12 protein-coding genes are annotated in these 12,850 nt (G+C 72.4%); 5 read left to right on the forward strand and 7 right to left on the reverse strand.

The annotated features are described in order from the left end of the window. The first annotated feature begins 341 nt into the window (after positions 1-341). On the forward strand, positions 342-1,253 hold the full coding sequence (locus E1289_RS01050) for a hypothetical protein (protein ID WP_131974242.1): 912 nt from the start codon (positions 342-344) through the stop codon (positions 1,251-1,253). A gap of 26 nt (positions 1,254-1,279) precedes the next feature. Here the strand turns inward: E1289_RS01050 and E1289_RS01055 are convergent, their stop codons facing one another. The 7 genes from E1289_RS01055 to E1289_RS01085 form a co-directional block, all read right to left on the reverse strand. Further along, positions 1,280-2,452, reverse strand: coding sequence for an acyl-CoA dehydrogenase family protein (locus tag E1289_RS01055; protein ID WP_131974244.1), 1,173 nt, complete (start codon positions 2,450-2,452; stop codon positions 1,280-1,282). Further along, a complete protein-coding gene (locus E1289_RS01060) occupies positions 2,442-3,932 on the reverse strand; it encodes an amidase (protein ID WP_131974246.1) in 1,491 nt (496 codons plus the stop codon). The genes E1289_RS01055 and E1289_RS01060 overlap by 11 nt, the downstream gene beginning before the upstream one ends. Then, a complete protein-coding gene (locus E1289_RS01065; RefSeq protein ID WP_131974248.1) occupies positions 3,932-4,660 on the reverse strand; it encodes an ABC transporter ATP-binding protein in 729 nt (242 codons plus the stop codon). The genes E1289_RS01060 and E1289_RS01065 overlap by 1 nt, the downstream gene beginning before the upstream one ends. After that, positions 4,660-5,433: an ABC transporter ATP-binding protein gene (locus E1289_RS01070; protein ID WP_131974250.1), complete on the reverse strand. Its 774-nt coding sequence runs from the start codon at positions 5,431-5,433 to the stop codon at positions 4,660-4,662. The genes E1289_RS01065 and E1289_RS01070 overlap by 1 nt, the downstream gene beginning before the upstream one ends. Next, positions 5,430-6,440, reverse strand: a complete 1,011-nt coding sequence (locus tag E1289_RS01075) for a branched-chain amino acid ABC transporter permease (RefSeq protein ID WP_131974252.1) — start codon at positions 6,438-6,440, stop codon at positions 5,430-5,432. Before E1289_RS01075 ends, E1289_RS01070 begins: the two co-directional genes overlap by 4 nt. After that, positions 6,433-7,302: a branched-chain amino acid ABC transporter permease gene (locus E1289_RS01080; protein WP_131974254.1), complete on the reverse strand. Its 870-nt coding sequence runs from the start codon at positions 7,300-7,302 to the stop codon at positions 6,433-6,435. The genes E1289_RS01075 and E1289_RS01080 overlap by 8 nt, the downstream gene beginning before the upstream one ends. 74 nt (positions 7,303-7,376) lie before the next feature. Beyond that, on the reverse strand, positions 7,377-8,537 hold the full coding sequence (locus E1289_RS01085) for an ABC transporter substrate-binding protein (protein WP_131974256.1): 1,161 nt from the start codon (positions 8,535-8,537) through the stop codon (positions 7,377-7,379). A 476-nt stretch (positions 8,538-9,013) separates the two neighbouring features. Here E1289_RS01085 and E1289_RS01090 point away from each other — a divergent pair, with 476 nt between their 5' ends. The 4 genes from E1289_RS01090 (at position 9,014) to E1289_RS01105 (ending at position 12,819) form a co-directional block, all read left to right on the forward strand. Beyond that, positions 9,014-10,150: an acyl-CoA dehydrogenase family protein gene (locus E1289_RS01090; RefSeq protein WP_243712533.1), complete on the forward strand. Its 1,137-nt coding sequence runs from the start codon at positions 9,014-9,016 to the stop codon at positions 10,148-10,150. Positions 10,151-10,160: 10 nt separating this feature from the next. After that, a complete protein-coding gene (locus tag E1289_RS01095; protein ID WP_131974258.1) occupies positions 10,161-10,802 on the forward strand; it encodes an enoyl-CoA hydratase-related protein in 642 nt (213 codons plus the stop codon). 95 nt (positions 10,803-10,897) lie between these two features. Further along, on the forward strand, positions 10,898-12,361 hold the full coding sequence (locus E1289_RS01100; RefSeq protein ID WP_131974260.1) for a catalase: 1,464 nt from the start codon (positions 10,898-10,900) through the stop codon (positions 12,359-12,361). A gap of 71 nt (positions 12,362-12,432) precedes the next feature. Further along, positions 12,433-12,819 (forward strand): ankyrin repeat domain-containing protein, encoded by a 387-nt coding sequence (locus E1289_RS01105; RefSeq protein WP_131974262.1) that lies wholly within the window; start codon positions 12,433-12,435, stop codon positions 12,817-12,819. The last annotated feature ends 31 nt before the right edge of the window (positions 12,820-12,850 follow it).

Consider the following 12,850-nt stretch of genomic DNA (forward strand, 5'->3'; position numbering starts at 1 on the left):
TCCCCCTGGTCTGGCTTCGAGGTGCTGGTTCTTGAGTCGGGAACTCCGCGCCACCGGGACTCACAGCATGATTGAGCATACATCAGACATCATTCGGTGCCGTGGTCGTCGGCGGGGGGCGCATAGGCCGGAGGCGCGGGTCCGGCCGGCGGTATCCGCCCTGGCGGGTGCGGCAGAGGAAACCTCCGACACCTTACCGAAGGTCGGCTCGCAAGCCCGTTACGGTGCGAGGTGTCCTCGCCCACGTTCCGATCCGGTGGCTTTGATACCGTGAACGGCGATACATCAGACTTTATCGTGCCGGTTCCGGTTGCGAAGCGGCGGTGCTGGGGGTCGGGGAAGTGTTCGACGGTATCGACATCGTGGTCCTGCCGGTGGCCGGCACCGGTCCGCTGCTCGACCTCTACGTGGCCGCGATGGGCTTCGAGGTCATCGAGCGGGGGCCCGTCCGGGAGCCCGCGCTGTGGCAGCGGCTGTGGGACCTGCCGGCGCCGCCCGCGGAGTCGGTGCTGCTCGGCAAGCGCGGGAGCAAGGGCGGGTGGATCAGGCTCGTGGACGTCCCCGGCCTGCCGCGTCCCGATGCCGCCGGGGTCCCCGACCGCCCCGGACCTTACGCACTCGACTTCTACCTGCGCGACCCGGACGCCACCGAGGCCGCGATCGGCGAGCAGGGTTGGACGTTCGTCAGCGATCCCGTCGACTACCTCCTGCCCGGCACCGAGTACCCGGTCAGGGAGCGGCTGCTCGACCAGACGCGCTCGGGCCTGCGCCACGCGTTCGTCCAGTACCGGGAGGGCCGGACGCGGTGCGTGCTCGGGGAGCGGCCCGAGGTGGACGTCAGCGAGGTCAACGCCGTCGTGTTCGCCACCGCCGACCTGCCGGGAGCGCGGGCGTTCGTGGAAGACGTCCTCGGCGGGCGCATCTACTTCGACGACCGTTTCGACGGCCCCGCGGTGGAGCGGCTGCTCGGGCTGGCGCCCGGTGACGGCTTCGACGCGGTCATCGCCCGCGGACCGGCGTCCCGCAACGCCCGGCTGGAGTTCCTCCAGCACGTCGTCCCCGCGACGCCCCGGCCGCCGCACGCCTGTCCGCGGGTCGTCGCGGGCTGCGCGATGGACGATCTCGACGTGCTCGCGGCGCGGCTTGCCGGCGGGGACCACGGCGTCTCGACCGGCATCGTCGAGACCGCCGAGGGCGCCCGGCTCGGACTTCGCTCCCGCTACGGCGCGTCCTTCGAGTTCTGGCGGCGCTGAGGACCGGCCGGTGGCGGGCGGCGGCCTCACAGCAGCCGGGCGATCTCGTCGAGCATGACCTCGGTCGACCCGCCGCCGATGGCGAGGAAGCGGGCGTCCCGGGCGATCCGCTCGACCGCCGATCCCTGGACGAACCCGTTCCCGCCGTTGAACTGGACGCACTTGTACGCCAGCTCGTTGACGATCTCCGGCACCGAGGACTTCAGCACCGCCGCGTGCGTGCGGGGGTCCTGGCCGGAGTCCGCCAGCGCGGCGGTGTGGTAGAGCAGGGTCTTGGCCGATGCCAGGCGCGCCGTCAGCCGGGCCATCTCGTGCCGGAGGGCCTGGAGGTCCCAGAGCTTCCCGCCGTAGGCGGGCCGCGTGTGCAGCCAGGCGGCCGTCTCGGCGAGGGCGGCCTCGCCCAGGCCGACGGCCTGCGCGGCCAGGCCGATCCGCTCGTGGTCGAGGCCCCGCATCATCCAGCGGAAGCCCTCCCCCTCCTCGCCCAGGCGGTTGCGCGCGGGGACGCGGCAGCCGTCGAACACCAGCTCACCGGTGTCGGACGAGCGCCAGCCGGTCTTCTCGAACGTCCGGCCGTTGCCGAGGCCGGGCGTGCCGCGTTCCACGACGAACAGCGAGAGGCCGTGCCGTCCCGGCTCGCCGGTCCGGGCGACGACGAAGAACAGGCCGGCGATGTTCGCGTTCGTGATGAACGTCTTGCGGCCGTCGAGGACGTAGGCGTCCCCGTCCCTGCGTGCGCGGACGGTGAGCCGTGTCAGGTCGGAGCTCGCGTCGGGCTCGGTGACGGCGAGCGCGCAGATCCTCCGGCCGGACAGGATGTCGGGGAGGAACCGGCGCCGCTGCTCGTCGTCGCCCGCGCGGGACACGTGGAGCGCGGAGTAGTCGGTGTGCACCGAGATCGAGGTGGCCACGCCCCCGAACGTGGAGCGCCCCAGCTCCTCGTTGAAGACGACCGCGCCGCGCGTCCCCGCGCCGCCCCCGCCGTGCTCGGCCGGGAACGACAGGCCGAGGAAGCCCAGCGCGCCCAACTCGGTGAACACCTCGTCCGGGACCCGCAGCTCCGCCTCCCACTCGGGTGCGCGCGGGACGACGTAATCCCGCACGAACCGGCGCAGGACGCCCCGCAGCGCGCGGTGCTCTTCGTCGAGGAACGTGTCATCGAGCCGGAGGGAGTCGATGACGCGGTTGCTAGCGGACATGGGCCTGGGACGTGGTCGGTGCGCTCGTGCTCGGGGCGAACGTCGTCATCGCGCTGACCAGCGTTTCGTCACGGCCGGGAGCGGCGACCCACTGCAGTCCGATCGGGAGGCCGTTCCGGTCGGTGCCGAGCGGCTGCGTCCCGCAGGGGAGCGCGGCCAGGTTCGCCAGGACGTTGTACCGCAGATGCGCGGCGGCCATGGTCACCTCCGTTCCGCCGACCGGGACCATCCCGTCGGTGACGGCGTCCGCCGGGGGCGCGACGCAGGGCATCGTGGGCATCGCGAGGAGGTCGACGCCGGACAGCGCCGCCAGCGCTTCGCCGCGCAGGAGGTGCCGCACCCGCTGCGCCCGCACGTAGGCACCGGCGGGGACCTCCGCCGCGAGGTCGAGCATGGCGCGCACGTCGGCGCCGAACAGTTCGTCGCCGCCGGGCCCGCGCCGCTCGCGGTGGTGGTCGAGGCACTCCCCGAGGATGATCGTCATGCCCGCGGTGACGGCGGCCCAGCCGTGCGGGATCTCCACGTCGACGACCTCGCCGCCCAGGTCGCGGACGGTGGCCAGGGCCCGCTCGACCGCCGCGCCGATGTCGGGGTCGATGGGCTCGTCCAGCGTGCCCGCCGGCACGCCGACCCGCAGCCCCCGGAACCCGGCGGGACGGGCCGCGCCGCCCGCCGGGGAGGTGATCCCCAGGGCGGCCGCCGCCAGCGCGATGTCGCCGGCGGTCGCGGCGATCAGCCCCACCCGGTCCAGCGACCAGGCGAGCGGCAGCACGCCGTCGCCGGGGAGCCGCCCGGGGGACGGGACGAACCCGGCCGTCCCGCAGTAGGCCGACGGGATCCGCACCGATCCGGCGGTGTCGCTGCCGAGGGCGAGCCGCACGTGCCCGGCGGCGACGGCCGCCGCCGAACCGCCGGACGAACCGCCCGGGATCCGCGCGGTGTCGCGCGGGTTGCGGGTCGGCGGCGTGGTGCCGCCGAACGCGTACTCGTGCGTCGCGGTCTTGCCGACGATCACCGCCCCGGCCGCGCGGAGCCGCGCGACGCAGCCGGCGTCGGCGGCCGGGACGCGCCGCCCCGGGCCGCCGAGGTGCCGGGACCCGGCGGCGGTCGGCAGCCCGGCCACGTCGATGAGGTCCTTCACCCCGACCGGAAGCCCCCGCAGCGGCCCGCGGCCGCCGTTCCGTTCCGCCTCGGCGCGGGCGCCGTCGGCGTCCACGAGCGCCCAGGCCCGGATCTCCCCGTCGGTGGCGGCGATGCGCTCCAGCGCCCGCTCGACCTCCTTGACCGGGTCGACCGGGTCGGCCGGGTCGGAATCCTGCCTGACCGGCGCGGCGGGGGCGGGCGATGAGGTGTCGCCCGGCGGGTCGCCCTGGTAGAGCGCGCCCGGCAGGCTCGCCTCCGCCAGCGCGATGCCGTAGAGCCGCTCAAGATCGGCGTGGAGGGGGCCGCCCGAGAGGGGAGCCCCGGTCCCCGCGCCCATCACGCCCCCAGGTAGGCGGAACGGACCACTTCGTCCCTGGTCAGCTCCTCGATGTTCCCCTCGACCACCACCTCGCCCTGCCGCAGCAGGTACCCGCGGTCGGCCAGCTCGAAGGCGAGCGGCGCGTTCTGCTCGATGAGCAGGATCGACAGCCCGCCCTTGCGCAGCGCCGCGAGTGCGTCGAACACCTCGCCGGTGATCTTGGGGGAGAGGCCCATGGACGGCTCGTCCAGGATCAGGATCTCCGGCTCGGCCATCAGCGCGCGGCCCACCGCGACCATCTGCTGCTCCCCGCCGGACATCGTCGACGTCTCCTGGCCGGCGCGCTTGCGCAGCACCGGGAACAGGTCCATGACCTTCTCCAGGCGCTCCTCGACCACCGCCTTCGGCACCTTGCCGTGGTAGCAGCCGAGCTCCAGGTTCGTCTGGACGGTCTGCTCCACGAACAGGTGCCGGCCCTCCAGGACGCTGCCGATGCCCCGCGCGACCGCCTCGTGCGGCTGGCGCGGCATCGGCTCGCCGTTCACCCGGACCGTGCCCCCGGCCGGGCGGTACAGACCGCCCGCCAGCCGCGCGAGCGTCGTCTTGCCCGCGCCGTTCGGCCCGATGACGCAGACCGCCTCGCCGCGGCGCACGTGCAGGTCCACGCCCTTCAGCGCGCTGATCGCCCCGTACCGGTAGACGACGCCGCGCAGTTCGAGCAGCGGGCCGTCCTGCGCCTGTGCCATCAGTCCTCCTCGCCCGTGGGAACGGGGGCGCCGACGTCCGCCGCCCGGTGGTGCCGGCCGCCCAGGTACGCCTCCAGGACGGCGGGGTCCTGGGTGACCTCGTCCGGCGTGCCGCGGGCGATGACCTTCCCGAAGTCGAGCACCGTGCAGTTCTGGCAGACCGCGTGCACGAGGTCCATGTGGTGCTCGACGAGGATGACCGTGACCCCCGAGTCGCGCATCTCGCGCAGCATGTCCGCGAGGTCGCCGCGCTCCTGCGGGCTGAGCCCGGCGGCGGGCTCGTCCAGCAGGACCACCGCCGGGTCGGCCACCATCACCCGGGCGAGCTCCACCCGCCGCTGCAGCCCGTACGACAGTGCCGCGCCCGGCTCGCCGGCCAGCCCGTCCAGCGACAGCCGGCCGAGCACCTCCTCGACCCGCTCCCTGGCCTGCGCCGGGGCGGCCGTCGTCCGCGCCGCGACCATCAGGTTCTCCCGGACCGACATGCTGCCGAACAGCCGGACGGTCTGGAACGTCCGCACCAGCCGCGCCCGCTTCACCAGCCGGTGGCTCGGCCAGCGCGTCACGTCCTCGCCGCCGATGAGCACCGAGCCGCCGGACGGACGCTGCAGCCCGCTCAGCACGTTCAGCAGCGTCGTCTTCCCGGCGCCGTTCGGGCCGATGATCCCGTGGATCTCGCCCCTGGCGGCGGTGAAGCTCACGTCCGAGACGGCCGTCAGCCCGCCGAAGCGCTGGGTGACGCCGCGCGCCTCCGCGGTTCCCGGAGTCCTCACTTCGACACCTCCGTGATCGTCGCCCCCGAGCCGGGCCCGCGCCGCGCGACCCGGGCCAGCAGCGCGCGGCCGATCCGGGCCACGCCCGACAGCCCGTCCGGCAGCACGGCCATGAACACGACCACCACCACCCCGAGCACGGTCAGCGCCCAGGAGCCGCTGCCGGGCACCTCCGCGATCAGCCAGGTCACCAGCGCCGCGCCGAACACCGCGCCGTAGATGTTGCCGAGACCGCCGAGGATCACCATGACGAACAGCTGGATCGAGATCGCCGTGGAGAACAGCGACGGGTCGATGGCGGTCTGCAGCGGGGCGTTGACGCCGCCCGCCAGCGCGCCGATCGCGGCGGAGACCGCGAAGATCTGCACCTTGCGCGCGGTGATGTTCACCCCGACCGCCCGCGCGGCGACCTCGTCGTCCCGCAGCGCCGCCAGTTCCCGGCCCATCCGGGCGGCCAGCAGCCACCGCGACCCGAGCAGCACGAGGATCAGCGTGACCGCGACCAGCAGGTACTGGTCGCGCGGGTCCAGGAGCTTGTACCCGAAGATCTCCGGGAACGGGATCGGCGCGTACCCGTTCGCGCCGCCGAGCGGGCCCGGCAGCATCAGGAACGCGTGGATGCCGGTACCGACGGCCAGCGTCGCCATCGCGAGGTAGTGGCCGTGCAGCCGCAGCGCGATGTACCCGACGAGCACGCCGATGACCAGCGCCAGCACGACGCCGAGGACCAGCGCGGGCAGGAACGCCATCTCCCGGTCGAGCATCAGGTAGGACGTCCCGTACGCGCCGATGGCCATGAAGCCGGCCTGGCCGAGCGCGAGCTGCCCCGCGCCGCCGATGGTCAGGGTCAGCCCGACCGCGGCGATCGCCGCGACGCCGATGTTCACGCCGAGTGCCAGGTCGGTGGCGCCCGGGTTGGTGAACGCGTAGCCGAGCAGGATGACGGCGGCGACCACGGTGGGGCCCAGGTGCCGCCCGGCCCGGAGGGCGAAGGCTTTGTCAGGCAAGGCGCTGCCTCCTCAGGCCGAACAGGCCGTTCGGCATCACTAGCAGGACGATGATCAGGGCGATCAGCACGATCGGGTCGACGTAGCTGTTCGGGATGACCGCGGCGAGCTCGCTCTCGATCACGCCGAGCAGCACGGCGCCCACGATGACGCCCCGCGTGCTGGCGAGCCCGCCGAGCACCGCGCCGGTGAAGCCCTTCAGGGTGAGCGCGGTACCGAGCGTCCCGCCGGCGAGGGTGATCGGCGCGACCAGCACCCCGGCGAGCGCGGCCAGCCCGAAGGCCAGCGCGAACGCGATGGCGCGCATCCGCGAGACGTTGATGCCGACGGCCTGGGCGGCGAGCGGGTCGGTCGCCGCGGCGACCATGCCGCGGCCGACCCGGGACCGGCCGAGCAGCAGCGCGAGAGCGACCGCGACGGCGATGACCACCGCCCAGATCAGCAGGTCCTGGTAGCCGATCCGCATCTCGCCGATCTCCAGCACGCCGCGGTGGACGGGCGGGAACGGCTTGCCGTCCGGTCCCCAGACGAGGTGGCCGCCGTTGGCGAACACGAGCATGATCCCGACGGTCGCGGCGATCGTCGCGATATGCCCGTTGTTCTGCGTCGGCAGGATCACGAGCGCGTCGTAGGCGATGCCGAGCAGCAGCCCGGCGATCAGCACGAGCAGGGCGACGAGCAGGATCGTGTCCAGGCCCTGCCTGACCAGGGTCAGGCCGAGCAGGCCACCGATGATCACCTTGTCGCCCTGGGCGAAGTCGAGCACCCCCGTCATGCGGTAGACGAGATGGAAGCCGAGGGCGACGAGCGCGTAGATGGCGCCGAGCGTGAGACCGGAGACGAGGAGGTCGATGATGCGCACGGGCGGATTCCTTAGGGGCGAGGGCGGTGGCCGGGCCGTTGCCCGGCCCGGCCACCGTCATCTGCTGGTCGAGGTCAGCCCTGGTCCGGGACCGCGTACTCGCCGTCCTTGAACGTGACCGGCTTGAAGGCGTCGGCGTTCGGGCCGCCGCGCCACTCGGCGGTGTAGGCCAGCTTGCCGACGATGCTCTCGAAGTTCAGCGACTCGATCGCCTTGGAGAGCTCCTCGCCCGTGTACTCGGGGGCCTTCTCGATGGCCGCGGCGGTCAGCTGCACCGCCACGTAGGCGTAGGTGCTCAGCACCGAGGGGGCCTCGCCGAACTTGGCCTTGTAGGCGTCGAGGAACTTCTTCGTCTTCTCGTCGGGGTTGCCGTAGTCGACCGCCGTCAGCGAGACGACCTTGTCGGCCGCGTTGCCTCCCGCGGTCTCCGGGATGAAGTCGGAGGAGTACGCCAGGTCGCCGACGACGAGGCCCTCGTAGCCCGTCGCGGCGACGTTCTTCAGCACCAGGGCGTCGCTGGACCCGCCGGCGCCGTAGAGGAAGATCGCGTCGGGGTCCGCGGCGGCCGCCTTGCCCGCCTGCGCGGTGAAGTCGAACTTGCCCGGGTCGAAGCCCTCGGAGTTGACGATGTCGATCCCGGCGGCCTTGGCGGCGTTGGTGACGTCGGTGTTGCCCGCCTGGCCGTACGGGTTGTTCGCCCAGATGATCGCGGCGCTCTTGGCGCCCTGCTCCTTGGCGTAGTTGACCATGGCCTCGGAGTTGGCCTTGCCCGGCAGCGGCACCTCGAAGACGTGCTTGGTGCCGTTGGCGACCTCGGGCTGCGCGACGAGGAGGATCTGCGTGACGCCGTACTGGTCGGCGAGCGGGGCCACCGCCTTGGCGTTCGCGGAGATGCCCGGCCCGAGCACGACCGGCACCTTGGTCTCGGTGGCGAGCTTCTTGAACCCGGCGGTGGTCAGGTTCACCGAGCCCTGGTCGTCCACCTCCTCCAGCTTGAGCTTGCGGCCTTTCACGCCGCCGGCGGCGTTGATCTCCTCCACGGCCAGCTTCATGCCCTTGGCCTCTTGCTGACCGACCGCGCCGAGCGCACCGGTCGTGGAGTTCACGACGCCGATGGTGTAGGTGTCGCCAGATCCATCTGATGTATCCGATCCGGACGACCCGCAGGCCGTCACGGAAACGGCCAGAGCGGTCATTACCGCGATGGCCGCGTGGCGACGCATGGCTGCTCTCATTGGTGTCTCCTCGATGATCGCCTTGGTCGGGCGATGCAGGCACCCCCAGCCAAACCAGGGAGTGAATACGTCAGAGTTTGCAGGATGGGGTCGTGTCAGGACAAGTCCCCGATGAAGCTGTTCTCGCTGGTCCGGACGGGAGAGGGTTGCTCAGGCCGGGGCGCGGAGGGGGTGCGGCGGGTTGCGGTGACGCCCGCCCCGCACCCTGCTCGGCAGGGCCCCCGGCATGGGTCGCATGTCGTGAAGGCCCTGCTCGCAAGGGATCTCGGCGGCTGTTCCGAGGTGCTCCTCCGCGGGGCCGCGGCTCCGTGCCCCGGATCGGGGGCCGGTGCGTGGCGGCTGGCTCGACCGGTGGTCGGGCGTGAACTAGACTGTAATACATCAGTCTTTTACACCAAAGTAACATGCCGGACATCGGATTCCGGCGCTGTGCAGGGTGAACCGAGCAAGTCAGACCATCGAACGAGGAGGCCGGCGTGCGGCCGACACCCGAGACCCCGGCGGAGCTGTCCGAGCTGCGCGAGACCGTCCTGCGGACCTGCCGCGACTTCGGGCACGAGTACTACGTCCGCTCGTCGGACGCGGGGGACAACGCCCGCGACCTCTGGCGCGCCCTGGGCGGCGTCGGCGCCCTCGGCGCCGGGATCCCGGAGGAGTACGGCGGGGCCGGCGCGGGCGTCGAGGCCCTGGCCGTGGTCGCCGAGGCGATCGCCGAGGCGGGGCTGCCGCTCATGCTCGTCGCGCTCTCCCCCGCCGTATGCGCGACCATGCTCGACGGCTTCGGCACGCCCGCGCAGAAGGCCGAGTGGCTGCCGGGCCTGGCGGACGGCTCCCGCGTCCTCGGCTTCGCCATCACCGAACCCGACGCCGGATCGAACACCCACAACCTGCGCATGCGCGCACGCCGCGACGGGGACGCCTGGGTGCTGTCAGGCCAGAAGTACTACGTCTCCCACGTCGACAACGCCGACGCGCTCCTCACCGTCGCCCGCGCCGAGGACGAGCTGAAGGTCTTCATCGTCCCGACCGACGCGCCCGGCCTCGCCAAGAGCCCCATCGAGGTCGAGATCCTGTCCCCCGAGCGCCAGTACAGCGTGTTCTACGACGATGTCCGCGTGGGCGACTCCGCGATCGTCGGGCCCGACGCCGGCATGGCCGTCCTCTACGCGGGCCTCAACCCCGAGCGCATCATCAGCGCCGCCCTCCTGAACGGCATCGCCAGGTACGCGATCGACATCGCCGCCGGCTACGCCCGCGAGCGGACCGTCTGGAGCGTTCCCATCGGCGCGCACCAGGCCGTCTCCCACCCGCTGGCCCGCGCCGAGACGGCACTCACCGCGTCCCGCCTGCTCACGACCTCCGCGGCCCGCGCGTTCGACCGCGGCGAGACCGGCGGGGTGGCGGCGGCCATGGCGAAGCTGACCGCCTCCGAAGCCGCCTCGGCCGCGCTCGACGCCGCCATGCAGACCCTCGGCGGCAACGGCATGTCCCGCGAGTACGGCCTGGCCACCCTGCACGGCCTGGTGCGCCTCTTCCGGATCGCCCCGGTCAGCTCCGAGATGCTGCTGAACCACGTCGCGCACAAGCGCCTGGCCCTCCCCCGCTCCTACTGATGCGCGCCTGATGCGGACACGACGCGAGGGACGGCTCGTCCGGGCGACGCTGGACCGCCCGCCGGTCAACGCACTCGACATGGCCGCCTACCGGTGGCTCACCGAGACCTGCGCCGCCATGCGCCCGGACGAGTGCCTCCTGGTCGACGCGGCCGGGCACGTCTTCAGCGCGGGACACGACCGCGGCGCGGACGCGACCGCCGGCGGCCTCACCGTCGGTGCCGCCGCGCTGACCGCCGTCCTGCGCTGCCCGGCCCCGGTGGTCGTCGCGGCGCAGGGCCCGGCGATCGGCGCCGGAGCCCTCCTGCTGGCCGCCGCCGACGTCCCGCTCATCGCCTCGGACGCCTGGCTGGAACTGCCCGAACTGGACGTGGGCGTGACGGTCGGCCACGCCGTCCTCAGCCGCCTGCTCCCGCCCGCGATGGCGAGCCGGGTTCTGCTGACCGCCGAGCGGATTCCCGCCGCGGATCTGGACACCGCCGTCCTCCGCCCGCCGGACGACCTCGCGCGGGCAGCCGAGGACGCGGCCTACACCCTCCTGGCCAAGCCCTCCGGCCTGGTCTCCCTCGCCCGCCGCAGCTGGGGCGAGCGAGAGCGGGCCGCCACCGCCTACGAGTCCGAGGTGGCCGCCTTCCAGGCCCGTCCCCGATGAGACGCATACTTCATTTAATTGAATGATTCAAGAAAAGCGGATAGGGTCGGGCCACCGTCGCGAGCACCCCACGCACGACTTACCAGGAGCGAGCTTTGCCCGAGCACAACCAGAAGCCACTGACCACGGTCGCCGGTGCACCGGTCCCCGACAACCAGAACTCGGTCACCGCGGGCCCGCGCGGCCCGATGCTCCTGCAGGACGTCTGGTTCCTGGAGAAGCTCGCCCACTTCGACCGCGAGGTCATCCCGGAGCGCCGGATGCACGCGAAGGGGTCGGGCGCGTTCGGCACCTTCACCGTCACCAACGACATCACGCGCTACACCGGCGCGAAGATCTTCTCCGAGGTCGGCAAGCGGACGGAGATGTTCGCCCGCTTCTCCACCGTCGCCGGTGAGCGCGGCGCGGCCGACGCCGAGCGCGACATCCGCGGCTTCGCGCTGAAGTTCTACACCGAGGAGGGCAACTGGGACCTCGTCGGCAACAACACCCCGGTGTTCTTCTTCCGCGACCCGCTGAAGTTCCCGGACCTCAACCACGCGGTGAAGCGCGACCCGCGTACCAACATGCGAGACCCGGAGAACAACTGGGACTTCTGGACCAACCTGCCCGAGGCGCTGCACCAGGTCACGATCGTGATGTCGGACCGCGGCATCCCCGCGTCCTACCGGCACATGCACGGCTTCGGGTCGCACACCTACAGCCTCGTCAACGCCGCGGGCGAGCGGTTCTGGGTGAAGTTCCACCACCGCACCCAGCAGGGCATCAAGAACCTCACCGACGCCGAGGCCGAGGCGCTCATCGGCAAGGACCGCGAGTCCCACCAGCGCGACCTCTTCGAGGCGATCGAGCGGGGCGAATTCCCCAAGTGGAAGCTGTACGTCCAGGTCATGCCGGAGGCCGAGGCCGACGGCTACCGCTTCCACCCCTTCGACCTCACCAAGGTCTGGTCGAAGAAGGACTACCCGCTGATCGAGGTCGGCGAGTGGGAGCTGAACCGCAACCCCGACAACTACTTCGCCGACGTGGAGCAGGTCGCCTTCACCCCGGCCAACGTGGTTCCCGGTATCGGCTTCTCGCCCGACAAGATGCTGCAGGGCCGGCTGTTCTCCTACGGTGACGCCCAGCGGTACCGCCTCGGCGTGAACCACCACCAGATCCCGGTCAACCAGCCGCGGAGCCCGGTGAACTCCTACCACCGCGACGGCGCCATGCGCGTCGACGGCAACCAGGGCGCCACCCCGGGCATCGAGCCGAACTCCTACGGACGCTGGCAGGAGCAGCCCGGCTACCGCGAGCCGAGCCAGGCCGTGGGCGCCGTCGCCGACCGGTTCGACTTCCGCGCGGACGACGACAACTACTTCGAGCAGCCCGGCATCCTGTTCCGGAACATGAGCCCCGAGCAGCAGCAGGTCCTGTTCGAGAACACCGCCCGCGCGATCGACGGCGCCTCGCAGGCGACCGTCGAGCGGCACATCGCCAACTGCACTCAGGCCGACCCCGCCTACGGCGAGGGCGTCCGCAAGGCGATCGAGGCCCTGGCGGCCGGCGACCGCTGAGCCGCGCACCCTCGCACACCTCGTCCCCGGCGTGCTCCACGCCGGGGACGAGGCGATCAGGAGGTTTCACCATGAACGACACCGCATTGACGCCTGAGCAGACCGAGCGCATCGTAGCCCTGGCCATGGACCTCGCCCGCGAGGGCGACACCCGGCAGCTCGCCGAGTTCGTCGACCACGGGCTCCCCGTCGACGCGGCCGACGCGAACGGGAACACGCTGCTCATGCTCGCGTCCTACCACGGCCACGCCGGAACGGTGCGCGCCCTCCTCGCCCGCGGCGCGGACCCGGACGTGCGCAACGGGCGGAACCAGTCCGCCATCGCCGGCGCGCTGTTCAAGGGCGCCGACGACGTCGTGACGGTTCTCCGCGACGCCGGCGCCGACCTCGACGCGGGCACCCCCACCGCCCGGGAGACCGCGGCCATGTTCGGCCGCGAGCACCTCCTGACCGGCTGACCCGCCCGGCCGAGCCGTTGGTCAGGCCGTC

Source organism: Actinomadura sp. 6K520, from assembly GCF_004349245.1.
Classification (GTDB): Bacteria; Actinomycetota; Actinomycetes; order Streptosporangiales; family Streptosporangiaceae; genus Spirillospora.

Coding starts and splice junctions, on each gene's coding strand:
- E1289_RS01055 (WP_131974244.1), bottom strand. CDS start 2,452: ATGTCCGCTAGCAACCGCGTCATCGACTCCCTCCGGCTCGATGACACG.
- E1289_RS01065 (WP_131974248.1), bottom strand. CDS start 4,660: ATGGCACAGGCGCAGGACGGCCCGCTGCTCGAACTGCGCGGCGTCGTC.
- E1289_RS01060 (WP_131974246.1), bottom strand. CDS start 3,932: ATGGGCGCGGGGACCGGGGCTCCCCTCTCGGGCGGCCCCCTCCACGCC.
- E1289_RS01095 (WP_131974258.1), top strand. CDS start 10,161: ATGCGGACACGACGCGAGGGACGGCTCGTCCGGGCGACGCTGGACCGC.
- E1289_RS01105 (WP_131974262.1), top strand. CDS start 12,433: ATGAACGACACCGCATTGACGCCTGAGCAGACCGAGCGCATCGTAGCC.
- E1289_RS01085 (WP_131974256.1), bottom strand. CDS start 8,537: ATGAGAGCAGCCATGCGTCGCCACGCGGCCATCGCGGTAATGACCGCT.